Annotated in this window: 24 protein-coding genes; 17 read left to right on the forward strand and 7 right to left on the reverse strand. The window is 60.4% G+C overall.

Annotated features, from left to right (window positions below; translation table 11 throughout):
• Nucleotides 1-4: 4 nt before the first annotated feature.
• Nucleotides 5-916 (reverse strand): LysR family transcriptional regulator, encoded by a 912-nt coding sequence (locus tag PQR53_RS34885; protein WP_408464519.1) that lies wholly within the window; start codon nucleotides 914-916, stop codon nucleotides 5-7.
• Nucleotides 917-1,076: 160 nt separating this feature from the next.
• Between PQR53_RS34885 and PQR53_RS34890 the strand changes: the two genes are divergently transcribed.
• The 5 genes from PQR53_RS34890 (at nucleotide 1,077) to PQR53_RS34910 (ending at nucleotide 6,559) form a co-directional block, all read left to right on the forward strand.
• Nucleotides 1,077-2,171 carry a tartrate dehydrogenase gene (locus tag PQR53_RS34890; protein WP_408464521.1) on the forward strand — a complete coding sequence of 365 codons (1,095 nt, stop codon included), beginning with the start codon at nucleotides 1,077-1,079 and terminating at the stop codon, nucleotides 2,169-2,171.
• 111 nt (nucleotides 2,172-2,282) lie between these two features.
• Nucleotides 2,283-3,578: an MFS transporter gene (locus PQR53_RS34895; RefSeq protein ID WP_408464523.1), complete on the forward strand. Its 1,296-nt coding sequence runs from the start codon at nucleotides 2,283-2,285 to the stop codon at nucleotides 3,576-3,578.
• 187 nt (nucleotides 3,579-3,765) lie between these two features.
• On the forward strand, nucleotides 3,766-4,896 hold the full coding sequence (locus PQR53_RS34900) for a VIT1/CCC1 transporter family protein (protein ID WP_408464525.1): 1,131 nt from the start codon (nucleotides 3,766-3,768) through the stop codon (nucleotides 4,894-4,896).
• 249 nt (nucleotides 4,897-5,145) lie between these two features.
• Nucleotides 5,146-6,171, forward strand: a complete 1,026-nt coding sequence (locus PQR53_RS34905; protein WP_408464527.1) for a DNA-binding protein — start codon at nucleotides 5,146-5,148, stop codon at nucleotides 6,169-6,171.
• Between the two features lie 52 nt (nucleotides 6,172-6,223).
• Nucleotides 6,224-6,559, forward strand: a complete 336-nt coding sequence (locus tag PQR53_RS34910; RefSeq protein ID WP_408464529.1) for a YbjQ family protein — start codon at nucleotides 6,224-6,226, stop codon at nucleotides 6,557-6,559.
• A gap of 84 nt (nucleotides 6,560-6,643) precedes the next feature.
• Here the strand turns inward: PQR53_RS34910 and PQR53_RS34915 are convergent, their stop codons facing one another.
• Nucleotides 6,644-7,675 carry a hypothetical protein gene (locus tag PQR53_RS34915; protein ID WP_408464531.1) on the reverse strand — a complete coding sequence of 344 codons (1,032 nt, stop codon included), beginning with the start codon at nucleotides 7,673-7,675 and terminating at the stop codon, nucleotides 6,644-6,646.
• 444 nt (nucleotides 7,676-8,119) lie between these two features.
• Here PQR53_RS34915 and PQR53_RS34920 point away from each other — a divergent pair, with 444 nt between their 5' ends.
• Nucleotides 8,120-9,292, forward strand: a complete 1,173-nt coding sequence (locus PQR53_RS34920; RefSeq protein WP_408464533.1) for a porin — start codon at nucleotides 8,120-8,122, stop codon at nucleotides 9,290-9,292.
• 38 nt (nucleotides 9,293-9,330) lie between these two features.
• On the opposite strand, the gene PQR53_RS34925 is transcribed toward PQR53_RS34920, so the two are convergent.
• On the reverse strand, nucleotides 9,331-10,284 hold the full coding sequence (locus PQR53_RS34925) for a LysR family transcriptional regulator (RefSeq protein ID WP_408464535.1): 954 nt from the start codon (nucleotides 10,282-10,284) through the stop codon (nucleotides 9,331-9,333).
• A 142-nt stretch (nucleotides 10,285-10,426) separates the two neighbouring features.
• Between PQR53_RS34925 and PQR53_RS34930 the strand changes: the two genes are divergently transcribed.
• The 7 genes from PQR53_RS34930 to PQR53_RS34960 all read left to right on the forward strand — a co-directional run bounded on the left by PQR53_RS34930 (nucleotide 10,427) and on the right by PQR53_RS34960 (nucleotide 17,405).
• Nucleotides 10,427-11,272: an alpha/beta fold hydrolase gene (locus PQR53_RS34930; RefSeq protein WP_408464537.1), complete on the forward strand. Its 846-nt coding sequence runs from the start codon at nucleotides 10,427-10,429 to the stop codon at nucleotides 11,270-11,272.
• Nucleotides 11,269-11,889, forward strand: a complete 621-nt coding sequence (locus PQR53_RS34935; protein WP_408464539.1) for a hypothetical protein — start codon at nucleotides 11,269-11,271, stop codon at nucleotides 11,887-11,889. The genes PQR53_RS34930 and PQR53_RS34935 overlap by 4 nt, the downstream gene beginning before the upstream one ends.
• Nucleotides 11,890-11,955: 66 nt before the next feature.
• On the forward strand, nucleotides 11,956-13,281 hold the full coding sequence (locus PQR53_RS34940) for a cation:dicarboxylate symporter family transporter (protein ID WP_408464541.1): 1,326 nt from the start codon (nucleotides 11,956-11,958) through the stop codon (nucleotides 13,279-13,281).
• 55 nt (nucleotides 13,282-13,336) lie between these two features.
• Nucleotides 13,337-13,888, forward strand: a complete 552-nt coding sequence (locus PQR53_RS34945; protein ID WP_408464543.1) for a carboxymuconolactone decarboxylase family protein — start codon at nucleotides 13,337-13,339, stop codon at nucleotides 13,886-13,888.
• A 10-nt stretch (nucleotides 13,889-13,898) separates the two neighbouring features.
• Nucleotides 13,899-14,777: an amidohydrolase family protein gene (locus tag PQR53_RS34950; protein ID WP_408464545.1), complete on the forward strand. Its 879-nt coding sequence runs from the start codon at nucleotides 13,899-13,901 to the stop codon at nucleotides 14,775-14,777.
• Between the two features lie 347 nt (nucleotides 14,778-15,124).
• Nucleotides 15,125-16,705: a DHA2 family efflux MFS transporter permease subunit gene (locus PQR53_RS34955; RefSeq protein ID WP_408464547.1), complete on the forward strand. Its 1,581-nt coding sequence runs from the start codon at nucleotides 15,125-15,127 to the stop codon at nucleotides 16,703-16,705.
• The gene (locus PQR53_RS34960) at nucleotides 16,671-17,405 is read left to right on the forward strand and encodes a PAS domain-containing protein (RefSeq protein ID WP_408464549.1); all 735 of its coding nucleotides are present in this window, start codon (nucleotides 16,671-16,673) and stop codon (nucleotides 17,403-17,405) included. Before PQR53_RS34955 ends, PQR53_RS34960 begins: the two co-directional genes overlap by 35 nt.
• Nucleotides 17,406-17,523: 118 nt before the next feature.
• Here PQR53_RS34960 and PQR53_RS34965 read toward each other — a convergent pair whose 3' ends face one another.
• Entirely contained in the window at nucleotides 17,524-17,961 is a 438-nt protein-coding gene (locus PQR53_RS34965) for a PRC-barrel domain-containing protein (RefSeq protein ID WP_408464551.1), read from the reverse strand.
• Nucleotides 17,962-18,237: 276 nt separating this feature from the next.
• Here PQR53_RS34965 and PQR53_RS34970 point away from each other — a divergent pair, with 276 nt between their 5' ends.
• The gene (locus PQR53_RS34970; protein WP_408464553.1) at nucleotides 18,238-18,876 is read left to right on the forward strand and encodes a response regulator transcription factor; all 639 of its coding nucleotides are present in this window, start codon (nucleotides 18,238-18,240) and stop codon (nucleotides 18,874-18,876) included.
• 103 nt (nucleotides 18,877-18,979) lie between these two features.
• Complete coding sequence (locus PQR53_RS34975; RefSeq protein ID WP_408464555.1) at nucleotides 18,980-19,438, forward strand: MEKHLA domain-containing protein; 459 nt, start codon at nucleotides 18,980-18,982, stop codon at nucleotides 19,436-19,438.
• 168 nt (nucleotides 19,439-19,606) lie between these two features.
• On the opposite strand, the gene choW is transcribed toward PQR53_RS34975, so the two are convergent.
• From choW to PQR53_RS34990, 3 genes are all read right to left on the reverse strand, one after another.
• Complete coding sequence (choW, locus tag PQR53_RS34980; RefSeq protein ID WP_408464557.1) at nucleotides 19,607-20,551, reverse strand: choline ABC transporter permease subunit; 945 nt, start codon at nucleotides 20,549-20,551, stop codon at nucleotides 19,607-19,609.
• Nucleotides 20,544-21,713 carry a quaternary amine ABC transporter ATP-binding protein gene (locus tag PQR53_RS34985; RefSeq protein WP_408464559.1) on the reverse strand — a complete coding sequence of 390 codons (1,170 nt, stop codon included), beginning with the start codon at nucleotides 21,711-21,713 and terminating at the stop codon, nucleotides 20,544-20,546. Before PQR53_RS34985 ends, choW begins: the two co-directional genes overlap by 8 nt.
• A 114-nt stretch (nucleotides 21,714-21,827) precedes the next feature.
• Nucleotides 21,828-22,655 carry a glycine betaine ABC transporter substrate-binding protein gene (locus PQR53_RS34990; protein ID WP_408464571.1) on the reverse strand — a complete coding sequence of 276 codons (828 nt, stop codon included), beginning with the start codon at nucleotides 22,653-22,655 and terminating at the stop codon, nucleotides 21,828-21,830.
• A 1,273-nt stretch (nucleotides 22,656-23,928) separates the two neighbouring features.
• Here PQR53_RS34990 and PQR53_RS34995 point away from each other — a divergent pair.
• Nucleotides 23,929-24,054, forward strand: a complete 126-nt coding sequence (locus PQR53_RS34995; protein WP_408464561.1) for a hypothetical protein — start codon at nucleotides 23,929-23,931, stop codon at nucleotides 24,052-24,054.
• Nucleotides 24,055-24,234: 180 nt separating this feature from the next.
• Entirely contained in the window at nucleotides 24,235-24,720 is a 486-nt protein-coding gene (locus tag PQR53_RS35000; RefSeq protein ID WP_408464563.1) for a hypothetical protein, read from the forward strand.
• The last annotated feature ends 99 nt before the right edge of the window (nucleotides 24,721-24,819 follow it).

Genomic DNA, 24,819 nt, shown 5'->3' on the forward strand with positions numbered 1-24,819 from the left:
TGACTCAGCGCGCTCCCAGCGTCTCTATCAACATATCGACGAACGCCTTGACCCGGGCAGTCATCTGCAACTGTTGCGGGTACACCGCGTAAATATCGGCGCCCGGCGTACGGTATTCCGGCAGGACATGAATCAGGCGGCCATCGGCGAGATACTCCGCGATATCCCATTCCGCCCGCATCAGAATGCCGTGGCCGTCCAGTGCCCACTTCACCGCGATCTCGCCGTCATTGGTGGTGAGGTTGCCGCGCACGCGAGCCGTCTCGGTCTGTTCGGTCGACCCGCGTCCGGTGGTCAGACGCCACAGCCCGTAGCCATCATCGCCCTGACGAATGCCGATGCAGTTGTATTGCGATAGCTCCGCCGGATTGCGTGGCGCGCGCCGGTCGACGAAATACGCGGGCGATGCGCAAAGCAGCCGCCGGTTCGACGCGACCCGGCGCGCAATCACGCGCGCTTCCGGCGGTTCGCCGAAGCGCACGCAAACGTCGAAGGCGTCGTCGCTGATGGGCGGCGGATCGACAGAGAGCTGCAATTGCACGTCCACCTCGGGAAAGCGCCGCACAAACCGGGATATCAGCGGCGCCACATGACTGCGGCCGAACCCGAGCGTCGCGTTCACGCGCAGCAGGCCTTTCGGTGCCGCTTGCGAGCCGCCCAGCAACTGCGCCAGGTCATCCATTTCGCTCAGAATGCGCCGCGCGCGCGTCAGATAGAGTTCGCCCTCCGGCGTGAGACTCATGCGCCGTGTCGTGCGGTTGACGAGCGACACGCCTGCACGCGATTCCATTTGCGACAGATGCTTGCTCACGGCTGCCGTACTCAAGCCGAGTTCACGCGCAGCCGCCGTCAGGCTGCCGCTTGCAGCGAGCGTGGAGAAGAAGGCGAGGTCGTCCGGTTGTATCGACGAGGTCATGTTGAGGAGGCAGTTGAGCAGATCGGTGAGCCGGCCGCCAGGTAGCGCATGAGCAGCCCATTATTAACTCAAGGTTAAGGATGCTTTAAGTCTAGCAGCGTTTTCGCGCGCGACCCTTGTTCTAGGATGCTGTCCTACGTTCAACGTCATGGAGACGCCAGTGAAGACCTACCAGATCGCAACCATTCCCGGCGACGGCATCGGCAAGGAAGTCGTGCCCGCGGGCCAACGGGTTCTCGAAGCCATTGCCGCACGAAGCGACGCCTTCAGATTCGAGTTCGAGAACTTCGATTGGGGTGGCGACTTTTATCGTCAGCACGGTGTGATGATGCCGGCCGATGGGCTGGACGCCATTCGCAACAAGGACGCGATTCTGTTCGGCTCGGCGGGCGACCCGCATATTCCCGATCACGTGACGCTCTGGGGTTTGCGCCTGAAGATCTGCCAGGGCTTTGATCAGTATGCGAATGTGCGTCCCACGCGCATCCTGCCAGGCATCGACGCACCGTTGAAGCGTTGTGGGCCGAAGGACCTCGACTGGGTCATTGTTCGCGAGAACTCGGAGGGCGAGTACTCCGGCGTCGGCGGCCGCGCGCACCAGGGCCATCCCCTCGAAGTGGCAACGGACGTTTCGATGATGACCCGCGCAGGCGTCGAGCGGATTCTCCGGTTCGCGTTCCGCCTCGCCCAGTCGCGGCCGCGCAAGCTGCTGACAGTGATCACCAAGAGCAATGCGCAACGTCACGCGATGGTCATGTGGGACGAGATTGCACTGGAAGTATCGAAGGAGTTTCCCGACGTCAAGTGGGACAAGGAACTCGTCGACGCTGCGACGGCCCGCATGGTCAACCGTCCCGCAACCCTCGACACGATTGTCGCGACGAACCTTCACGCGGACATTCTCAGCGATCTGGCGGCGGCATTGGCCGGCAGCCTCGGCATCGCGCCGACCGCGAATCTCGACCCCGAGCGCCGCTATCCGTCGATGTTCGAGCCGATTCACGGTTCCGCTTTCGACATCATGGGCAAAGGTCTTGCCAATCCGGTCGGCACATTCTGGTCGGTCGTGATGATGCTCGAACATTTTGGCGAGACGGCCGCCGCCCAGCGATTGATGAATGCCATCGAGCGCATCACGGCTGACCCGGCGCTGCATACCGGCGACCTCGGCGGCACGGCCACGACAGCGCAGGTGACCGATGCGGTATGTGCCATCCTCGCAGCGGAACCGGCGGCGCAGTTCAAGGCAGCCTGAGCACGCCAAACACCGCAGAACACGCCACGCGCAGCCCACAGCGCGTGCGTTACACAAAAACATAACGCCCGGACGAACACGTCACGGGCGATTAAAAGTACGGAGACAGGCATGACCAATGAACTGCAAGCCCGTGTGGTTCGCAAGCTGACGTGGCGCATTTTGCCCTTCGTCATGCTGCTTTACTTTGTGAGCTTCCTCGACCGTGTGAACGTGGGTTTCGCGGCGCTGACGATGAACAAAGACCTCGGCCTCTCGCCAACCATGTTCGGCCTGGGCGGCGGCATCTTCTTTCTCGGATACTTTCTGTTCGAAGTACCGTCGAACCTCATTCTCAACAAGGTCGGTGCGCGCATCTGGATTGCACGCGTGATGGTGACGTGGGGGCTGGTGTCGGCGGCTTCCGCGTTTGTCGTCGGACCGAACTCGTTCTACACGCTGCGTTTCTTGCTCGGTGTGGCGGAGGCGGGTTTCTTCCCGGGCATCATTCTCTATCTCAGCCAATGGTTTCCCGCCCGGCAGCGCGCGGTTGCGGCGGCCGCGTTCATGGCGGCCGCGCCTTTGTCGACGGCAATCGGCTCGCCCATTTCAGGCGCCCTCATGCAGATGCCGGCGCTGTTCGGTTTGAAAGACTGGCAATGGCTGTTCCTCATCGAAGCGATTCCTGCGGTCGTTCTCGGATTCGTGGTTTTGAAAGCACTCACCGATTCACCGGAAAAGGCGAGCTGGCTCGCCGCGGATGAGAAGGCGTGGCTTATCGCGACCTTGCGCGAAGAACGGGCGGGACGCGAGTCCCAGGCTGGGCACGCGGCCGGCGCACTCGCGGCGCTGCGCGATCCGCGCGTGTGGATCATGTCGATGATTTACTTCGGCACGTCCGCGGGTCTTTATACGCTCGGACTGTGGGCGCCGCTGATCATTCGTCAATTCGGTTTTAGCGCGCTTGGCACTGGCGCATTGAATGCGATTCCCAGCGTGCTGGCCGTGGTCGGCATGGTGATGTGGGCTCGCCATTCGGATCGCACTGGCGAGCGCACGTGGCATGTGGTGATTCCATGCGTTGTAGCGGGTGTCGGGCTCGCATGGGCCGGCTTTGCGGACACCGTCGTTGCAGTGGTGCTCGCACTGATCCTCGTGAACGTGGGTATTAGCGCGGCCAAGGCGCCGTTGTGGGCCATGCCGAGCACCTTTCTCTCGGGCGCCGGTGCGGCGGCCGGCATCGCCATGATCAATTCGATCGGCAATCTTGGCGGTTTTGTCGGACCGTTTGCAATTGGTTGGCTGAAGAGCGTGACGGGGGGCTATGCGGCCGGGCTTTTTGTGGTGGCGGCGAGTCTTGCGGTATCCGCCATACTTGCCCTAGCTGTCGGCCGGCGGGGATATCGGACGGCACCCGCGCCGCAATGATCTGGTGGTGAGAACCTATCCCCGATGAGGACACGTATGAGCATGCTGAAGAGAACATCGTGCGGAACAGAATCGGGATGAGAATCGGTGGCGTTCTCGCTAAAGATGGGTTTTAGGGGCTTCATGATTTTCCGTGCCTGAATCGACTACGCTTCGTTGTTAGCGACCCGATAAGCAGGCACGGCACATGGCATCCAAACATGAAGTCAAACGGTACAGAGCCAATCTCTCTGATGAACTCCATAGCGCCGCGCTCTATGACACGCTCGCGAAAGTCGAGAAGGACGACACACGCAAGCAGGTCTACAGTGACCTCGCGAAGTCGGAGCACGATCATGCACAGGTCTGGGCCGATAAGCTGAGAGCGAACGGCATCCAGCCGAAGGGCAGCGGCCAGGCCGTGAAGACCCGCTTGATGAAAACACTTGTGCGCATGTTCGGCGCGGGTTTCGTGCTGCCCACGCTCGCTGCGGCCGAATACGCCGACCGTAACAAATACCAGGGGCAGCCGGACGCGGGCCGCATGTCGGCCGACGAGCATCACCACGCGGCGGTGGTCCAGACCCTCGCTCACGGCGGCGGTGACCTGGACCTGTCGCAAGGTGCGCGCATCGCCGCAGCGGAGTCGTGGCATAAGGGCGTCTCGTCGGGTAACGATCTGCGCGCGGCCGTGCTCGGTGCGAACGACGGCCTCGTTTCGAACTTCTGCCTGATCATGGGCGTGGCCGGTGCGGGAACCGGCAACAAGGCGATCCTGCTCACCGGGCTCGCCGGCCTGATCGCCGGCGCGTGTTCGATGGCATTGGGTGAATGGCTGTCGGTGACCAATGCGCGCGAACTGGCCACGACGCAGATTGCTAAAGAAGCGGAAGAACTGGAGATGTCGCCGGAAGCCGAAGAGCACGAGCTGGCGCTGATCTATCGCGCGAAGGGTCTTGACGCAATCGAGGCCAAACGGGTGGCATCGCAAATGATGCGCGACAAGGACAAGGCGCTCGATACCCTGACGCGTGAGGAACTCGGACTCGATCCCGCCGAGTTGGGCGGCAATCCGTGGTCCGCTGCGGGAGTCTCGTTTTGCCTGTTCTCGGTCGGCGCAATTTTTCCGGTGATGCCGTTCCTGTGGACACATGGGCTCAATGCGATCGTGCAGTGCGTCGTCCTTAGCACGCTTGCGCTCGCGTCCATTGGGGTCTTTACCTCGCTCTTCAACGGACGCAGCGCGGGGTTCTCCGCCATGCGGCAGATCGTCATCGGTCTCATTGCCGCGGGATTTACATTCGGCGTCGGGAAGCTATTGGGCGTCTCGATCTCGTAACAGGGATCGTGGCGTCGGCCGATGCCGCCGCCACGTCGTTTATTCCCGTCTCCGTCTCCGTCCCCATCCCGGCTGTAGCTTCACGCCACCGTGGTCGAATCCACAGTCCGATGTGCGGATCGGGCGGCGGCATTCGTTCTGGTTCATTCAGCAGCATGTTCAAGGTTACTCATCGTTAGAAGATGATGTGGGTTGGATATTTAACGATTTACGTTATATTATTGACTAAATCAACCCAAAGCCCTTCCCATGTCCGATGCCCTGCCTGATGAAACGCGCCTCGCTGGTGAAATCGATCGCCTGAAAGCCGAATTCCCGAAAACCCGCGAGTTGTATCGGGAGGTCTGCGCGCTGTTGTTCTTCCGCTTCGGCGTTACGCCGACCGCAAACCGGCTGTATCAACTGGTGAAACGCGGCAGCATGAGTACGCCGACTCAGGTGCTTGGCGAGTTCTGGGTTGAGTTGCGCGAGAAGAGCAGGGTGCGGATCGAGCATCCGGACCTGCCGGCGGATCTGCAGGCGGCAGCCGGGGAGTTGGTCGCCGCGCTGTGGACTAAGTCCGCCACCTCGGCACAAGCGGCGCTCGAGGCACTGCGGGCCGACGCCGAAGCGGAGAAGGTCGAGGCGCGCAAGGGGGTAGAGACACTGCGGGCCGAGCTCGCGCGAACCGAAACGGCGCTCGAGCAGCGCACCGGTGCGTTGCTCAATGCGCAGGTGCGGATTCAGGAACTCGAGCAGGCGCAAGCTGCGGGCGAGGCGACGCGTCGGGCGCTCGAAACTGAAATCGCGCGGCAGCAGGACGAGATCGGCGCGCGTGATCGTGCACTGGTGCAGGCGAGGGCGGATTTTTCGGGTGAGCTGGAAAAGTTGCGCGGTAGCGCGGCGCTGGCGGAAGAGCGTCTGCGGGCGGCTGAGAAACGGGCATTGCTTGAGATCGAGCGGGAGCGTAGCACCGGCGCGCGCCTCCATAAGGATCTCGCTGCCGCGGCGCGCCGGGCGGAACAGGGCGAGAGCCGACATCGGGAGGAAATCCGGGCGTTACAGGTTCAGCTTGGCGATGCGCGCCATCGCGCAGGTGTCGTGGAAGGGAGTCTTGAAGCCCTTCGCCATTCGAACACCGCATACGTCACGGAACTCAACGAACTAAGGCTGCGGTTGGCAACCGCCAAAACGAATCAAGCCACGACACCCAAGCGTCCGAGATCTCCCGACGAGACGGGTAAGCCTCGCCGCGCCGCATCCAAAACCGCGACACGGAAACAATCAACGTCCTGATCCTGGGGTGACGGCTTCGCGGGAGCGGTGAAAACTCGACATTGAGAAAGCAATGATAGAACGACATATGGTTACGACCGCGTTCGAGCTTCCAGGGCACAGGATTGAACGCTCTTTCGGCGTCTCGCGTGGAATCATCGTGCGGTCCCGATCTATCGTCGGCGCGTTTGGAGCGTCTTTGCAGACGATCTTCGGAGGCAACATCACGCTATACACATCGCTGTGTGAGCGGGCGCGACAGGATGCATACGAACGCATGATTGCGCAGGCTGCGGACCTGGGCGCGAACGGCATCATCGGCATGCGGTATGACGCGACCGAGATAGCCAGGGGCATCACAGAGGTGCTGTGTTATGGGACGGCGGTGCACGTAACCGTGCCGGTTTGAAGTGCGTGTGCGGATCGATGTTCACAGGCCCCGACGCCGCTACCAATCCAGGGATCGCCGGGGTCCCGAACACCACCATTAGCCTTAGCCGCCTGTAACCCGGTCCCAACCGTGCCGCACGGCAGCCTTGAATCGTTCCCAGCCACTTTCCGGGTAGCGCGACTCCCAATTCTCGCGAGCGTTCGCTTCCACCCCTTGCCAGTCATGGCCGCGATACCGCTCGTCTTTTCCGAGCGTGGCGCCGTGCGTGTAGGCTCGCTGATATTCGTCGTATGACGCACCGGTGTTCGCGTAGTGAGCGTCATAGTCCTCGCGAAATTGATCGTCATAGGGAGCGTCGTCCAGCGGAGTACCCATGACGGGATCGGTCACAGGGCCTGTCCCAGATGTCCGCTCCGTTTTTGTCCCGCTCGTGCTGTCATCTGGCGGGTACGCTGCGCGTGATTTGACACTCTCGCGCCCGCCCTCGGGTGTACGCGTGAGACCGACGGCGGGTTCCCCCGATAACTGCTGCTCGTTCTCCCTGGACGCAGTCGATCCGAGCCCCTCCGTACGCGTCGCTACCTGTTGCATCCCACCTACCATCTTCGCCCCTGCCGAAGAAGTAGCAGTGCCCTGCATCACCGTGCCTCCGGCCGCAGGCTCCTCGCGATTGGAGTAATCGCGGGTCGTCAAGCTATCCCGATGCAACGCGGGTTCTGCGAGACCCGTCTCTACGGAACCATTTCGCCATACCTTGGCGCTTTCCTCGATGTCGGCTGCGCCGGTACGGCGCATCAAATCACGAGCGAGGTCGACTTGCATTTCGGAAACGTCGGCGCTGACGATCGTTCCGCCGCGACGGATCAATTCTCTGTAGTCCTCGGTTTCCGGCGGATACTGGCCACTTTTGAACAGACGTGAAAACAACTGCTCGAGTTGATCGAATACCGGGTTGTGATGGCGCACATCGCCGCTGCCCGGTGCATAAACACGCGGCCCCTTTTCGACGGGTGCGTCATTTGACATGGAATAGATGGCAATATCGGCCTGGGCTACGCCAGCTTCGCCCAATATCCGTTGTGCCGAGCGTGCATCGGCATAGCTATCGAACACGCCTAATACGGTTTGTCTCATGATTGTGTCCTCCGCGATCGTAGCGCGGCATTCTCGCCGCCGTGATGGTAGCGGACGCAACCCGCGTGCCCGGGGCCGGACGATGAAGCAGGAAGCGATGCAAGTCATGCCGTGCCGGCATGACTTGCTATCGACAAAAGGTTTTTGTCAGCGAGCGTCTCCACAGGCAAAGTGCTGGAAAAATGGAGACGCAACTTGAATACCACCTCGTTTATTGCCCTCTGCCGTCCTGGCTGAGTGCTTCCTTCCCCTTCTTTGCGCGACGCGCGCGGCTCACGTATTTCGTGACGCCGAGACGTCAAGTCGTGCACTTGCGCCGGCTGCGGCGAGTTCAAACCACTCGGGATCGACGTGGTTCGGCCGTGCTCGTCCATGGGTCGTAAGTGCTTCAGGCATACCTGCGCCTTTTTGCTTCACCTACATCGATAAAACCCGGAGAATCAGATGAAGAAGACCTTGCTCGCGGTTGCCGTCGCGGCGACCTTGCCACAACTCTCGTATGCCCAGAGCAGCGTGACCCTGGCAGGCGTGATCGACGTCGGCATCAACGACGTGACCAACGCCGGCGGAGCGCATCAGTACATGATGTCGAGCGGCGTGAACAATGGCAGCCGGGTCATCTTTAGGGGCATCGAAGATCTGGGCGGCGGTCTCAAATCGTTGTTCTTCCTCGAAAACGGCTTTAACGTCAACAATGGCGGCCTGGGGCAGGGCGGCTTGCTGTTCGGCCGGCAGGCTTATGTCGGCCTCGCGAGCGAACGGTTCGGGTCGGTGACGCTGGGCCGTCAATACGATTCGGTGGTGGACTATGTCGGCCAGATTGCTGCAGCAGACAACTGGGGCGGCTATATCTCGGCGCACCCGGGCGACCTCGACAACTTCAACAATAGCTACCGTACCAACAACTCGATCAAGTACACGAGTCCGACCTTCGGCGGTTTCACCTTTGGCGGCGTGTACAGTCTTGGCGGCGTGGCCGGCGATGTTTCGCGCAACCAGGTGTGGTCGCTCGGCGCGGGTTACGCGAACGGGCCATTGAGCCTCGGCGTCGCGATGATCAATGCCCGCAATCCTAACCTCAGTTTCTTCGGCAACAACTCGCAGACCACGCTTACGGCAGCGACTGCAAACGGCACGGTCACGCCGGTGTATAGCGGCTTCATGTCGGCGCGCAGTTACACGTCGATCGGCGCTGCTGCTGCCTACACGATCGGCAAGGGGACGGCGGCAGTCACGTACTCGAATGTGCGCTTCAGCAACATGGGTGACGCGAGTTCGGGTCCGAATCCGGTGCACTACACGGGCACGGCCATGTTCAACAACGCGGAGGTCAGCTTCCGCTACCGTCCCACCCCTGACTGGCTGTTGGGCGCAGCGTATGACTTCACAGACGGCAACGGCGCCGGCGGAAACGACGGCGCACGCTACCACCAGGGAGAGATGAGCGCGCAGTACTTCTTGTCGAAGCGGACAACGTTGTATGTGCTCGGCGTCTACCAGCATGCGGCGGGCGTCGACTCGACCGGCAAGCGCGCTGTGGCGGCGATCAATCTGCTGACGCCGTCGTCATCCGACTCGCAAACCGTGCTGCGCGTGGGCTTTCGGCATAAATTCTGAGCGACGCCTGCCCGCGTGAGCGCACGCGCGGCATCCCGTCACGCTTCCTCCAGCACCTGAGTGTCGTCGCCAAGCCACGTGACGTGGTCTTTCCATGCACCGATCGTGGCGAGGTCGTGCAGCTTTTCCGCGACCACGTCCGACATGGTGCGCACCAGCCGCGACGCGCGTTGTTCACGCAGGGTGGCCAGCGCGACAGTCGATCGGATGGCCGGGCGCTCGATGGGCAGCGCCTTCAGTTCGCCGCGCTGGACCTCTTCCTTGATCGCCGTATAGGTGAGCAGCGAATATCCCAGGCCGCGGCGCACGAGTGCCTTGGTGAGCGTCACGCTGTCCACTTCCAGAGCGATGCGCAGATGCACGCCATGCTGTACGGCAGCCTGTTCGAGAACGCGCCGATTCGCGTGCGGAAAGCCCGGCATGATGAACGAGAGTTCGGCGAGGTCGCGAATCCGCAGCGGTTCGCCGCCACGCTCCTGAATCAAGGTGTCATCGGGCGGCCCCACGATGACCATCGCTTCGCTGCATAGCGGCCGCACGTCGAATGCCTCGAGCGGCGGCTGGTTGTAGACGATCGCCAGATCGACGCGGCGGTCGAGAAGCCATTCCTGCAGCGAACTGCTCAAGCCTTCGCGCATGTGCAACGCGACCGCGGGCCATCGTTCGCGAAACGCTTCGACAATCGGCGCGGAAACCCACGCACCGACCGCCGTGGGCAAGCCCAGTGCGATATGGCCGCTCAGACGATCGGTCGATGCGCGGACCTGTTCGCTCGTCTGTGTGACGAAATTAATGATCATCTCCGCGCGTTCCAGCAATTGAGCGCCTGCGCTGGTGAGCCGGACGCCGCGTCCATAACGCACGAACAGAGCCGTGCCGAGTTCGGCTTCGAGCTTCGCGATCTGTCTGCTGAGAGCCGGTTGCGCGATGTAAAGCTCGGCGGCCGCACGGCTGACGCTGCCCACGCGCGCGATGTGCACGAAGGACCGCAATTCCCTGATTTCGATGATCCTCTCCGGTGATTTACTTCTTCGTCTTGACCCATGCCATGACGGCATAGCTTCTCATCGTAAAAAGGTTTTTGTCAATCGCATGCGTATCGCGCACAGTATCGGGAAACGGAGACAGGCAACCTTGAAGCTAATTTCGAACGATGTCGGCGACGCTTCGCCGACAGATAGCAAAACGGCATGGATGGCGCTGTCGGGTGGCAACCTACGCTACGCACTGAGCGGATCGGGTTCGGCCGGCGCGGTGATGATTCACGAACTGGGCGGCAGCATCGAGAGCTGGGACGAGGTCGCAATGGAGCTTGAAACCTCGACGCGACTGCTTCGCTACGATCAGCGAGGCCAGGGACAATCGGATAAGGTCCACTCGGCTTTTTCGTTGACGGACCAGGTCGACGACCTGCGCGAACTGCTCGATGCGACCGCATGGCCGCAGCCTTGCTGGTTGATCGCCGCCGCAGCCGGCGCGGCGATTGCCGTGAGTTTCGCCGCCCGCTTTCCCGACGACGTTGCCGGTATCGTGCTGTGCGCGCCTGCGCTCGATGTCGACCCGGCGCGTCGGCACTATCTCCACGAGCGCGCCGGGCTTGCCATGCGCGAGGGAATGGCGGCGATCGTCGATGTAACGCTCGACAACTCCTGGCCGCCGGTCCTGCGCAATGATGCGTCGGCGTTTAACCGATACCGTGATCGGTTCGTCACCCACGACCCTGCGGGTTATGAACTTGCCAGTCGCGCATTGAGTGGCATCGACCTGTCGGTCGCGCTCGAGACGTTGGCGTGCCCGTGTCTGGTTCTTGCCGGCGAACACGATCTCCAGCGTCCGCCCGAGCGGCTCGCACTGCAGGCGGCTCGCATGGCGCGGACTAGCTTCGCGGTCGTGCCTTCAGCAGGTCACCTGATGGCTTTGCAACAGCCAGCGGAAGTGGCGAAGCATATCGGCGCGTTTATCGGCCGGGGGCGCGCATGAATCAGGTCAGGTATCCAGCGATTCTGATGGTGTTGATGGAGCCGCCGGCGTCCCTCGAGGAGGAGTTCAACGACTGGTACGACACGGAGCACTTCCCGCAGCGTCGTTCGCTGCCAGGATTCAGGAGTGCCTCGCGTTGGGTCTGTCTCGATGGCTGGCCTCGCTGGCTAGCGCTGTACGACCTCGAGTCGCAGGAGGCATTGCACACCGACGCTTATCGGGCGGTGTCGGGCGCGCATTCCACGCCCTGGAGCCGCCGCATCCTGCCACGTACGGTCGGACGCGCGCGCGTGGCCGCCGTCGGACTGATGCCTTCCGTACCACTCGCGCAGCCTGTTCCCCAGGGTGCGTCCAGATTGCTCGTGATGGGTATCCAGCCGGTACCGGACAGTGCACCCGTGGAGGCCATCTTCGGCGCCATCGAAAAGGCGCTGTCGGCGCGCGCGGACCTGTTGCAACTGCGCGGGTTCGTCGAAGCAAACGGCACGCTCTGGATGCTTGCCGCTTTCGACGCGCCTGTCACGTCATCGGCTGTCGCGTCGCAGATTGGACGGCCTTGCGGTTGCGGTATCTCGACATTCAATCTGTACGCGCCCTATCTGCGCAGTACTTATTGAACGAATCAGGCGATGCACGGCTCGCAAAAAGCGAATCGACGCACACCACAAGAAGCGGAGACATTGATGAGACAACTCAAGAAATTGCACATTCAGGTGCTGATCGCACTGCTGCTGGCTGTGCTGCTCGGCATATTCGCGCCAGCGACAGCGATCGCGATGAAGCCGCTCGGCGACGCGTTCATCGGCTTGCTGCGTATGCTGCTGGCCCCGATCGTGTTCTGCACAGTCGTGCATGGACTTTCGCATGCTCAGGACATGCGCCGGCTCGGCCGGCTGGGCGCGAAGACGCTCATCTATTTCGAAGTCGTCAGCACGCTCGCGCTGTTCGTCGGGCTCGTTCTCGTGAACGTGGTCAAACCGGGTGTCGGGCTGCACGCCGCGCACATCGAGAGCACGGCAAAAGTGGCGCAATTTGCCGAATCGGCCGCGCATATGACCGTCACCGACTTCCTGCTGGGCATCGTGCCGTCGACACTGGTCGGCGCCTTTGCCGCCGGCAATATTCTGCAGGTTCTGCTGATCGCGATTCTTGCCGGCATCGCATTGAACATCGCGGTCGGACGGGATTCGATTCTGTTGCGCGGTATCGGAGAGGGCCAACGCGTGCTCTTCACGATTCTCGGTTTCATCATGCGTCTCGCGCCACTCGGTGCATTCGGCGCGATGGCCGCAGCCGTCGGCAGTTATGGGGGCGCCACGTTGCTGTATCTGATGAAGCTCGTTCTTCTGTATTGGGCAGGCTCGATCATGTTCATCGTCGTTGTGCTCGGCGGCATTCTGGCGAGTTGCGGTCTGTCTCTTTTCGCGGTTCTGCGCATGATTCGCGAAGAGTTGCTGCTGGTATTCGGCACCGCCTCCGGAGAAGTGGCGTTTCCGCGACTCGTGCAGAAGCTGCAGCAGGCGGGTTGTGACGAGATGGTGGTCGGCTTCGTGCTGCCGGCGGGCTACAGCTTCAATCTCGACGGCACCGGCATCTACATGGCGCTCTCGGTGGGCTTCATCGCGCAGGCAACCGACACACCGTTTTCGCTGGGTCAGCAGATCGCATTGCTGGGTGTCCTGATGCTCACCTCGAAGGGCGGAACGACCGTCGCCGGCGGCGCATTCATCAAACTGGCCGCGACCATGGAGTCGGTGCGTGCGCTGCCGCTCGGCGGCCTCGGATTGCTGTTCGGTATCGACCGGCTGATGGCCACCGCAACTGCGCTCACCAACATGATCGGCAATACGGTAGCGGTCTTTGCGCTCGCCCGCTGGGAAGGCGCATTCGACATCGAGCGTTTTCATGCCTACCTCAAGGAGCAGGCGCAGCCCCTGGCGGTGCAGGAGGGGAATCACACCACGACGAGCAACGTCGCCCTGGCTTCCAGTGAATCATCCGCGAAATGACATGGCCGTGCTTGACGTGACAGACATTTCGCCGTCACACCAAAAGGAAATACCGATGAAACGCATTGCCGACCTCGACCCGGACCACATGACGCCGGCGCAGCGCGGCGTCTACGACACGATTGCGAGCGGTCCTCGCAAAGGCGTGCGCGGGCCGCTTGCCGTGTGGCTGCATCGTCCCGAACTTGCGCAGAACGCGCAGGCGCTCGGACGCTACTGCCGCTATGAAACATCACTCGAACCGCGTCTTTCGGAACTTGCCATTCTCCTCATTGCGCGCATCTGGGGCTCCGAATACGAGTGGTACGCACACAAACCGATCGCGCTGGAAGCGGGCCTCAGCGCCGAAGTGGTGGAGGCGATCCGCACGGGTGTTGCGCCTGCCTTCGCGCATGCCGACGAGGCGGCGATCCACGCGTTTGTCCTCGAGCTGCATCGCGAGCGCAAGGTGTCGGATGTTACGTATGCGAAAGCGGTCGAACGGCTCGGCGAGGCGGGTGTTGTGGACCTGGTCGGTCTTGCCGGCTATTACACGTTGATCTCGATGACGATCAACGTTTTTCAGGTTTCGCCGCCGGCTGGCGTCGCGAACGAACTGGGAGCATGAAGTATCGAACATGACGAGTCCATTCAAGCAATCCGACGCGCCTCTTGCTGATCCGCGCACGCCGAAGCTCGCCCTTCCGGCGGGAAGTTGCGATTCCCACTGTCATATTTTCGGTCCCTTCGACAGATATCCGCTGCCAGAGGAACGGAGCTTTACACCGCCTTCGGCGCCCGAAACCGCGCTACGGTATTGGCATGAACGCTTCGGCTTCGCACGCTCCGTGATCGTGCAGAGCCAGGGGCATGGCTACGACCACCGGCCGCTGCTGGATGCACTTCGCGCAGGTGGCGGGCGTTACAAGGGCGTGGCGCTGGTTCGCCCAACCGATTCTGACGAAGTCATCGCGGCCTACGACGAAGCCGGCGTGTGCGGCGCGCGCTTTCATTTTCTGGCGCATCTGGGGGGACGTCCCGATCTGGACGCGATACGCAATGTTGCCGCGCGAGTTAAACGGTTTGGCTGGCATCTGGCCATTCATGTGGCCGGGGACAATATCGTGGAGCACGCGGGGTTCATCGAATCGCTGGATGCGCCCGTCGTTATCGACCACATGGCGCGGCCCGATATCGCCACTGGCCCGGGCGGCGCCGCTATCGCGGCGTTGCGCCGCTTGATGGACACGGGGCGCGTCTGGGTGAAGCTGAGCGGCGCCGATCGTCTTTCCAGAACGGGCGCACCTTTTCATGATGCTTTGCCGATCGCGCGCAGTATTGCTGCTCACGCGCCCGAGCGCGTGCTATGGGGTAGCGACTGGCCGCATGTCAATCTTCATGGCCCCATGCCCGACGACGGCGATCTGGTCGATCTGATCGCCGATATCGTGCCAGACGAAGCAGCACGACGGCTGTTGCTGATCGACAATCCGGTGGAATTTTTTGGGTTTGAATAGCGGGGTGATGCTGAACGGCCTGTCGGAGGCTGACCGCCGACAGGTGAGCTGTCTGCGTGCGAATGTAACGCCGCGTATTGAGCACGCTGATCCAATGCCGGGTTTGTGTCCCAATCAGATCCGACGCGAGAGGACCGGTATTGTCGAAATCGCTGGCGAAAGAAATGCATTTCGGGCACATTATGGTGTAAGCATTTAATAATTAGCGGGCCAACGCTACCCCCCACGCAAGTTTTGGTCGTCGGCGATCGACGGATGCTGTGAAGCAGGTGACGCTGCTTCCATGGTGCGTCCCGCGCCGGCAGGAGCGGCTCAGATCACGACAACCAGCCCGAAGAACACAGTTTATGACGCAGGAATCAACGTCTCCCGCCTCTCCTGCGATACCGGTCCAGCATCCGCCGCTGCAAGGCGGCCAGCTCGTGATCGCCACGATCGTGGTGGCGCTTGCGACTTTCATGACCGTTCTCGACACGTCGATCGCGAACGTCGCGGTGCCCAACCTCTCGGGTAATCTCGGGGTGTCGGTCGATGAAGGAACGTGGGTCATCACGATCTTTGCCGCCGCCAATGCCGTGTCCATTCCACTGACGGGTTGGCTCACGCAGCAGATCGGGCAGATCCGGCTCTTCGTCGGCGCGATTCTGATGTTCGTTTTCGCTTCGTGGCTTTGCGGCATCGCACCGGACTTGCCGTTCCTGCTGGGCGCGCGGGTTTTGCAGGGCCTGGTAGCCGGCCCGCTCATTCCTTTGTCCCAAGCCGTCCTGCTCAGCTCCTATCCGAAGGCCCGGGCCAACATGGCGCTGGCGCTGTGGGCAATGACCGCCACAGTTGGCCCGATCGCGGGGCCGGTGCTCGGCGGCTGGATCACGGACAATTACAACTGGTCCTGGATCTTCTACGTCAACATCCCGGTCGGATTTATCGCGGCCGGTGCCACCTGGATCATTTACCGAAAGCGCGAAACGCCGACGAAGAAACTGCCAATCGACGCGGTAGGGCTTGCGCTGCTCGTGACGTGGGTCGGGGCGCTTCAGGTGATGCTCGACAAGGGGAGGGATCTTGACTGGTTTTCGTCGCCCTTCATCGTTGCGCTCGGGCTGATTGCCCTCGTCAGCTTCGCGTTCTTTCTTGTGTGGGAGCTGACGGAGGCGCATCCGGTTGTCGACCTCAGGCTGTTCGCATTGCGCAATTTCAGCAGCGGCACGATTGCGATTTCCGTTTCCTACGCGCTTTACTTCGGCAACCTCGTTCTGCTGCCGCAGTGGATGCAGGAGTATCTCGGCTACCGGGCTTACGACGCCGGCCTTGTCACGGCGCCCGTTGGCATCTTCACGGTTCTACTTTCTCCTTTTATCGGGCGCCTGCTTCAATGGTTTGATGCCAGGGTGCTGGTGTCGGTGGCGTTCGTGGGTCTGTCCGGTGTGTTCTTCATGCGCACGCAGTATGTAAGTACGGTAGATGCGTGGCATCTGGTTATACCGACCTTGCTCCAGGGTATTCCAACTGTGCTTTGGTTCGTTCCGCTCGTGTCGATCATTCTTTCCGGATTGCCTCCTGAGCGCATTCCCGCAGCGGCAGGGTTATCCAATTTCGCGCGTATTTTCTGCGGCGCGGTTGGCACGTCCATCGCGGGCACCGTATGGAGTCATCGGACGGTGGTGCACCATGTGCGACTCACCGAGCAGGCGAGCATCGACAATCCGGTTTTCAATCAGACCATCGCGACATTGCAATCGCAATTCCATCTGGATGTGGGCGCCGCGTATGCATCGTTCGAATCGATGGTCGCGAGTCAGGCTGCGGTCATGGGTCTCGACGATTTCTTCTATGCGTCCACGTTCATCTTCATTCTGATCATCCCGCTCATCTGGATTACGCGTCCGACAAAGAGTGGAGACACGACAGAAGCGTCCGCTGCTCATTGAGGTGACCGCGATCCGAAAACCCGTCGCTGGACGAGGTATCCAGAACGAGGTCATCCTCGCTACCTGCGTCGGCCGTGGTCAGGAGAGGGCGCCGAAAGGCCTGCCTTCGTACGAGCAAGTCGCGCAGGACATTGTTCCAGATGACCGCACCCGAACCGTGGAAAGCTTCACGAAGGCCGTGCGCGAAGGCGTCGACCTGGAAGTCGCGTACCGCCTCAGGAACTTCGATACCGGTGTGAGAACCCTCCGTTCCGTGGGGCATCCGATTCTGGACCGCTCCGGTCAGGTGATCGAGTACATCGGCACCACGATCGATGTCACGGAGCAGAAGCGTGCAGGAGCAAGAGCGCGAGGAACATCTATGGTTCCTCGAATGCATGGGAATCGGTGGACCGCTTTCACTTGCTCGCTTCTCCCAGACGCGCACCATGTTCATCTCGAAGTTCGGATGGTGAGCGTGGATTCGATCGGCTCAAGAGTGCTTTGCGGAACGCGACGCTTGTCGAACGATTTGCATAACGGCCTTCGCCACGCGTCGAATCGCGCCGATGCACCACAAGCACGCGGCTGCGAGGAGAAGCGGACCGGCCACAGTCAGCGTCGCAGCCAATGCGATCTTCAGGATAAGCATCGTTTTTTCCTTCGAGAATGCCGTTCGATTCGAACCCGTCAACGGACAGCAAGCCGACCTTCGCAGTGAGGTTGCGCGAAGAGCGCGTTTCGTCCGGCACCGGGCCTCGGTCCGGGACGGCGTTCGGAGCGACGTCGAGCGAGATGCAGGCCGTTACTTTCCGGCCTGACATCGGCACCGGCAGATGTCACTGATGCTGGTCTATATCTCGTGGTTTCGGTATCGCAGGTAGTTTCGCGTATTGAAACGCAGGCATTGCTTTGAGTGCGTCACGCGTCGCCCCAAGCAAAACAAGTTTGCCATCGACGAAATCCAGTCGATCGATGGGAACTGCTACATCGTGACGAGGTATCCCAACGAATCCCTGTGTGTTGATGATGGCATACGAAACCGATTTGTCCGGCGCGACGACGATATCGTAGACCGTCCCTATCTTCTCGGCATCATCGTCAAATACAGGCTTGCGTAAGATCGAACGTTTGACACTCCACCCCGAAAGGATAGCGTCCGTTTCTGCTACCGTTATTCCGATCGGCTGCTGGCCCGCCACCTGCGCCGCTGCTCCCTGCGCAGTCGCAGCGGCACAAGCGGCAAGAAGCACGGACACTAGTGATTTTGAAACCATACTATCTCTCCAAGGGGAGTTTTTGAATTGGTTGCCGTGAATTGCTCGGCAGGACGTTCATCCTGCCCGCGATCACACCGAGACCTTGATGATAGTTGGCGGGGCGAAGGGCGGCTATTACATGAAGCTGGAATCAATCGGATTACATAAAAATGTAATGTCTCGGCCGGGCACAACGATATATGTTGCTTCTACAGCGTTTGATCAAAGCGCCGGAATAGCCAGCCAACAAGCTCGTATCACCGCCTCCGGTTCACCTGGCAAGGGAGGGGTTTCATGGAATCCGCAAACGAACTGGTCTATGTCGTGGATGACGACAGCCGGGTGCGCGAAGCACTCTCTTCGCTGCTGCACGCAAACGGAAGAAACGTCCAGACATTCAGATCCGGCGGAGAGTTTCTGGGTGCGCCGCGTCGGAATGTCGTTTCATGTCTGATCCTGGATTTGAGAATGCCAGACATGAATGGCCTGGAAGTCCAGAAGCTTGTCAGCATGGACTCTCGAATTCCCGTCATTTTCATTACCGGCTGGGCAGATGTGCCGTCCGCGGTACTCGCCATGAAGGGCGGGGCTATCGATTTCCTCACGAAACCTCTCTATGAAGACACATTGACGCGCGCGGTCGATGCGGCACTCGCCAGTGCGCACGTTCTTCACAAGAAGGCGGAGGATGCAGCGAAGCTCCAGGCTCTCTATCAATCGCTGACGCCTCGTGAGCAGGAGCTGTTGCCGTTACTCGCAAGCGGCCAGCCCAACAGGCGGACGGCGGCAATCCTTGGCATCACCGAATATACCGTCCAGGTGCATCGCACCCATATCATGAGAAAAATGCAAGCGGATTCATTTGCCACTCTCGTCAGGCAGGCAAGCAAACTGCAAATCGAAACCTCGTCTATAAGCACGTTGGATGCCTGACGTAAACGTTAGACCATTTTGACCCGTCGTCACTATCACAGATGCTGTATCGTGAATGCTCCACCTTTGCACAGAGCCCATGATCTTCGTAGAGATGTCCTAGATGATTCCACTTCACCGCAATCCAGCTTTTTACCAGCTCCTTACCGATAGTTACGCCCGGCTGCTTGGTCTCCCCCTGGTGCCGCAGGGCAGGCCAGTAGTCGAAGCTGCCGAATGGCTCTATGAGAGTGCACCGTTCGCAGTACTTGCGCACAACACCGATCCCGACCCGCTCTTTATTTATGGTAATAAGGCCGCGCAGCGCCGCTTTGAATATAGCTGGGATGAAATCACCCGACTGCCGTCCCGGCTCTCAGCTGAAGCCCCGAATCGCGAGGAGCGACAGCAGTTCCTCGCACGCGTACAGCGGCTCGGCTATGAGGCGGGCTACAAGGGCGTGCGTATCGCCAAATCAGGCCAGCGCTTCATGATCGAAGAAGCAACACTATGGCAACTTCTTGACGCGGAAGGCAAATTGCACGGCCAGGCAGTCGTCATCCCGCGCACGCGCGACATCTGATAGGCGAGGTGCGTGATGGCAGCAACCCGTTCTTCGCAGTGACCCAGCCAGTGGCAAAGGCCGTTGCGCCTCAACCTTTCCAGGTTTCCAGGAAATCAGGCAGTAGCGTATTGACCCGTTCCGGCTGTTCATCTCACGGCGGTATCACGGAGATGCCTTCGCTGATTTTCAGCTGGGGGTTTTCGCGGCCGCGTGCTGCTCTCCATCTGTGCAGCGCTGTGCGACCGGCCGCTCCGGTCTTATGCGCATCACACTGCGCAGGCCTGCGAAGCGCGGCGCGCCGGCTGTGCCGGGAGAGCGGCCGAAGCTCTCGGTGATGCGGTCCAGAATGATCGCGAGCAGCACGACAGACAGACCGCTTTCGAAGCCAAGGCCGACATCCAGACGCTGGATGCTCGCGAGCACGTCGTTGCCGAGACCGCCCGCACCGACCATCGACGCGATGATCACCATCGACAGGGCCAGCATGATCGTCTGGTTCACGCCCTGCATGATCGACGGCAACGCGTTCGGAAATTGGACCTTGTACAGCAATTGCCATGGCGTGCAGCCGAACGCCTGTCCCGCTTCGACGATCTCGCGATTCACGTGACGGATACCGAGGCTCGTCAGACGCACGGCGGGCGGCATCGCGAAAATTACCGTCGACAGAATGCCTGGCACGTGGCCCAGGCCGAACAGCATGGCAGCCGGAATCAGATAGACGAAAGCGGGCATGGTCTGCATCAGGTCGAGAATCGGCCGCACGACCATCGCGACATGCCTGTTCCTCGCGGTCCAGATGCCGAGCGGCACGCCGAAGGCGAGGCTGATCAGCGTCGACGACAACGTCAAACCCAGTGTGATGACGGTCTGATTCCAGAACCCGGTCGCATAGATCAGCAACAACGCTAACGTCGCGAAGATCGCAAAGCGCCAGCCCACGCGCCACAGACCGATGCCAATGAAGAACGCCATCAGTGCCCACATCGGAATGGCCTGCAGGGTGTACTCAATCAGCGCAGCAAAGCTTTCGATCGTCTTGCCGATCGCATCGAACGTATTCGCATCGTGATCGAGCAGATAGTGAACCGATTGATCGACCCAGCGGCCAAGTGGAATGATCTCAGACATGGGCACCCCGATGGCGCGTGATTGCCTTCAGAACGTCCGCCTGATCGACGGCGCCGCAATAGCGGTCTTCATCGTCGACTACCGGCAGCGGGGTCGAGTTCGCACACACACGCGACACCACCTGCTCGAGCGACGCCCCGCGCGGAATGCATTCGAGCTCGCGCAGCGTCGGCGACGCATTGCCGATCGCATCGCGCGTGACGAATCCGCGAATGCGGCGCTCCGCGTCGAGCACGAACGCGTACTCGGCGTTGCCGTTCAACGATGCTTCGACGCTCGACTGATCGAGATTGCACACGAGCGGCACGCCGTCGATCTGCATCAGATCTCCGGCCGTCAGATATCGGCTTGTATCGACGCCTTCGAAGAAGGCACGCACGTAGTCGTTGGCGGGGCTCGCGATGATGTCTTGCGGTGTGCCGATCTGCACGACACGGCCGCCTTCCATGATCGCGATGCGGTTGCCGATGCGCAGCGCTTCTTCGAGATCGTGCGACACGAATAGGATCGTGCGGCGCTGGCTCCTTTGCAGTTCCAGCAGCACGTTCTGCATTTCCTTGCGCTTGAGCGGATCGAGTGCCGAGAACGCTTCGTCCATGAGCATCAGCGAGGGGTTCACCGCAAGCGCTCGCGCGAGACCCACGCGCTGCTGCATGCCACCGGACAGTTCGGCCGGCAGCTTCTGCGCGAATGTCGCGAGGCCGACCTGCTCGAGCACTTCGAGCGCACGGTGTTCGCGCGCCTTGCGGCCCACGCCGCCCACCTCGAGGCCGAATGCGGCATTGGACAGCACCGTGCGCTGCGGCATCAATGCGAATGACTGGAACACCATGCTCATGTCGGTGCGCCGTAGCGACGTGAGTTCGGAGCGTCGCACGGCGGCGATGTCGCGGCCATCGATGATGACCTTGCCCGCTGTTGGCTCGATCAGCCGGTTGATCAGTCGAATCAGCGTGGACTTGCCGGACCCGGACAAGCCCATCAGTACGAAGATCTCGCCTTCCTGAACGTCGAACGAGACATTGTGGACGCCGACCACATGGCCTGTTCTGGCAAATATCTCGTCCTTGGTGGCGCCGCGCGCGAGTAAGTCAGCGGCGGCGTTGGGGTTGTCTCCAAAAATCTTGCAGAGACCTTCAACCATGACTTTAGGGGAATCCATTGAATTCATGTCCTTGTGGTGCAGGCACCGGCCTGCACATCGATGCGAGAAACGCACAAAAAGGGCAGGTGGGTCTCGCCATCGACACCAGGTAGGCGCCACGCAACCAGGAAGTCATTGCGTCCCGGCAACCCAGCTATCGACGCGATCCGCGTGCGCCGCAATCCACGCATCGGCCGCAGCCGTAGGGTTGCTGCCATTCTCGGTCGCCAGCATGACGCTATCGATCTCACCTGGTTTCCACTGGAATTTCTTGAGGAACGCGACCACAGGCGCGGCCTTCGTCTCGAGTTGTGGGTTGATCACGTTATCAACATGCTCGGCGCCACCAAATACCTTCCTGGGATCGTCCAGAAATTTGAGCTTCCACCTGGCAAACATCCAATGCGGCGCCCAGCCAGTCACAACAACCGGCTTGCTCTGATTCATCCGCCGAGCGAGTTCCGCCGTCATTGCGCTGCCCGAGCTCGGCATCAACGTCAGGCTGAGGTTATAGGTCTTGATGGCGTCGTCGGCTTTCTTCATCACACCCGCGCCTGCGTCGATCCCCACGATACGATCGTTGAAATCCGCTTTGTGCGCTTCGAGATCGGCAACGCTATTTTCGGGCACGCTAGCCGGTACGACCAAACCAATTTTCGCATCCCGGAAATTGGTGCCAACGTCGGTCACTTTCCCCTTGAACTGTTCCCAGTACGCGCCATGTGTCGCCGGCAGCCACGCTGACAGCGTCGCATCAAGATCGCCCCGCGCGACACCCTGCCACATGACACCCGCCGCCACAGGCACGAGTCGAACCGGATAGCCCAGGCGCTTTTCTATAATGCGTGCGGCCACGTTCGACGTTGCGACGCTGTCGTCCCAACCTTCGACATAACCAATCCTGATTGGCGGTTTAGTGTCCGCTGTCGCATTGACGGCTGTACTCAACGTCGCAACCATTGCGGTGCCCAGCACACTGCACAGCAACCTTTTTTTGAATGCCTTCTTCATTGATTTCCTTTGCTTGTGAACCATAGGGAGAAAACTGCTGGCTTGCTCATGATCGGGCTGTCCTGATACGCGGGGTTGACCGCGAACTGGCCAAGGGTGGCGATGTCGTCCCTGCGATAAGGCTCACCGGCGGCGTGCCCATCGTGCGTACAAGGTCGTCGTTCCGACGATCCAGTCATCGCATGCCGCTCGTGACAGGCTCCCCGCGACGCTCCGCAAGAATGTTTCGCGGCGGCGCGCGCTGCGATCGTTTCTGTCACCGGGCCGAATACGCGTGTTCAGTGATAAGGGACACACGCGTCGTTGAGGATTGCACAGGTTTGTCTCAGCGCGCTCAGCATCGCGCGCTTAATTCGCCGAGGGAATGAAGCGCGGACGTTCTCGCTTGCTCTGCGTGCCACTTGAGGATTTCCGCCAGCTCACGCCCGGCCACGCTGCCCTCGACACAGAGAAAGTCCACGCAGCGCGCGGCCTTCGGCGCGCCTTCAGGATGAGCGGAATCAGCAAACGTAACATGTCATTGCCCTTTGATTTCGTTTGCACGGGTTCATTTCAACAAATGCGGCATCAAGGCGCCGAAAAAGATCCGGTTCGACGCATAAAGATACCGTCAACGTGGCTCGGAACCGGCAACTTTGAGCAGTCAGTCGGGAAGGCTGTTGAGAAGGGGCGGCATACATGAATATGCAATATCGCACGCCCGACCCGGAGTGCCAGAATGACGATCCGTACTAATCCTTGTTAAGTGAGACTAAGAATATTCAGCCGATTTCCCGGATAGGTTTGCGTTGAGGATTCAGTGCGAATGCCGATCTGGAACGGGTAACAATGAATCCGCCTGCCGATACAGTAGTTTGATAAAACTGGTTGATCGTTATGTCGAATGAAATAAGTAACTCGCAGGTGGTGACGCCGATGCGCGTCTTATTGTTTGCCTTCTGCTGTGCAGCGCTGACTGCGGACCTGTACTACCTGCAACCGCTGACCGCGTTACTGGCCTCGTCGTTTGCCGTCCAGCTCACGTGGGCAGGGTATCTCGTGACGTCGATTCAGTTTGGATATGTGATTGGGGTTGTATTTATTGTTCCGTTGAGCGATGTCGTCAATCACCGGCGCCTGGTTGCCGTGATGCTGGCCTGCAATGTAATCTCATTGACGGGCCAACCTGATCCGGGTGATCCTCGAAGGCACCAGCGCCCCGGATCATGCCGCGGCAATCGCCATGCCGTCGTTTGGCGCGGCCTATACGGACGCCGAAATCGCCGCGGTCGCCAACTATACGATCGCCCATTTTGGCGGCAAGCAGGGGCAGGTCACGCCGAAGGACGTTGCGGACGCCCGGCCATGAGTAGGTCCACTAGCGCCATGCACTTCCGGATTCGCTCGGTGGCGCGCCAGAGTTGCGTGCAACCCATACCACGTCCCGAGAATCGTATCCCAACTTTATGTAATTGCGAGCGTCACTGGGCTATCTCCCACTTAGTCCGACAGCCATGATGCTTGCACCAGTGGGAACCCGGAGGCAACAGTGAGCAAAGAAGACGCGGTCTTTCCCATGGCCGACATGGTGGAAGATGAACTTCCATCCGAGCAGGACTGGATTGAGGACCAATACAACCCGGCGAGAATCACACTCGATCGCATAACAAAAATAACCATACTTTGCGTATGCGGTTGGTCGTTGGTCGAGACCCCCCTGGAAATCGGTGCATTGAATTTGAACACCTGGCTACTCGCGCTTGCCGCGTCGAAGTTCATAGTGATTCTAATCGGTACTGCCGCTATCGCGAGGGTACGAGGCGCGCGTACAGTCTTTGCTCTCGTTTGCGGAATAAGTGTGCTCGCCATTGTGCCCGCACTGCCATTCGTCTATACGCGATCCGTTGGAATTGCAGTGATATCGGCGGTGGAATGCGTTCTAAAGGGCGCGTTTCTTGGCGCTCTTTGTCTTTCGTCGTTTCGGAAGAAGCTGAGGAGGGGCCGGCCGGGCGCGGTGGATCGCGGCATGCGGTAGGACCGGTTACGATTCGCTGGCGAGTACGCGGTTGTGGTCGTCTATATGCACAGAGCCGTATGGGATTGGTAATTTGACATAAGATAAATTATCAACCTT

Origin of the sequence: Paraburkholderia fungorum (genome assembly GCF_046027605.1) — a bacterium.
Lineage (GTDB): Bacteria > Pseudomonadota > Gammaproteobacteria > Burkholderiales > Burkholderiaceae > Paraburkholderia > Paraburkholderia fungorum_F.

Excerpts from the sequence above, each read along its gene's own strand:
- PQR53_RS34970 (WP_408464553.1), top strand. The coding sequence starts at position 18,238 with ATGGAATCCGCAAACGAACTGGTCTATGTCGTGGATGACGACAGCCGG.
- PQR53_RS34910 (WP_408464529.1), top strand. The coding sequence starts at position 6,224 with ATGATAGAACGACATATGGTTACGACCGCGTTCGAGCTTCCAGGGCAC.
- PQR53_RS34955 (WP_408464547.1), top strand. The coding sequence starts at position 15,125 with ATGACGCAGGAATCAACGTCTCCCGCCTCTCCTGCGATACCGGTCCAG.
- PQR53_RS34885 (WP_408464519.1), bottom strand. The coding sequence starts at position 916 with ATGACCTCGTCGATACAACCGGACGACCTCGCCTTCTTCTCCACGCTC.
- PQR53_RS34905 (WP_408464527.1), top strand. The coding sequence starts at position 5,146 with ATGTCCGATGCCCTGCCTGATGAAACGCGCCTCGCTGGTGAAATCGAT.
- PQR53_RS34900 (WP_408464525.1), top strand. The coding sequence starts at position 3,766 with ATGGCATCCAAACATGAAGTCAAACGGTACAGAGCCAATCTCTCTGAT.
- PQR53_RS34940 (WP_408464541.1), top strand. The coding sequence starts at position 11,956 with ATGAGACAACTCAAGAAATTGCACATTCAGGTGCTGATCGCACTGCTG.
- choW (WP_408464557.1), bottom strand. The coding sequence starts at position 20,551 with ATGTCTGAGATCATTCCACTTGGCCGCTGGGTCGATCAATCGGTTCAC.
- PQR53_RS34985 (WP_408464559.1), bottom strand. The coding sequence starts at position 21,713 with ATGGATTCCCCTAAAGTCATGGTTGAAGGTCTCTGCAAGATTTTTGGA.
- PQR53_RS34945 (WP_408464543.1), top strand. The coding sequence starts at position 13,337 with ATGAAACGCATTGCCGACCTCGACCCGGACCACATGACGCCGGCGCAG.
- PQR53_RS34920 (WP_408464533.1), top strand. The coding sequence starts at position 8,120 with ATGAAGAAGACCTTGCTCGCGGTTGCCGTCGCGGCGACCTTGCCACAA.
- PQR53_RS34975 (WP_408464555.1), top strand. The coding sequence starts at position 18,980 with ATGATTCCACTTCACCGCAATCCAGCTTTTTACCAGCTCCTTACCGAT.
- PQR53_RS34950 (WP_408464545.1), top strand. The coding sequence starts at position 13,899 with ATGACGAGTCCATTCAAGCAATCCGACGCGCCTCTTGCTGATCCGCGC.
- PQR53_RS34965 (WP_408464551.1), bottom strand. The coding sequence starts at position 17,961 with ATGGTTTCAAAATCACTAGTGTCCGTGCTTCTTGCCGCTTGTGCCGCT.
- PQR53_RS34995 (WP_408464561.1), top strand. The coding sequence starts at position 23,929 with ATGCCGTCGTTTGGCGCGGCCTATACGGACGCCGAAATCGCCGCGGTC.
- PQR53_RS34935 (WP_408464539.1), top strand. The coding sequence starts at position 11,269 with ATGAATCAGGTCAGGTATCCAGCGATTCTGATGGTGTTGATGGAGCCG.
- PQR53_RS34915 (WP_408464531.1), bottom strand. The coding sequence starts at position 7,675 with ATGAGACAAACCGTATTAGGCGTGTTCGATAGCTATGCCGATGCACGC.
- PQR53_RS34895 (WP_408464523.1), top strand. The coding sequence starts at position 2,283 with ATGACCAATGAACTGCAAGCCCGTGTGGTTCGCAAGCTGACGTGGCGC.
- PQR53_RS34990 (WP_408464571.1), bottom strand. The coding sequence starts at position 22,655 with ATGGTTGCGACGTTGAGTACAGCCGTCAATGCGACAGCGGACACTAAA.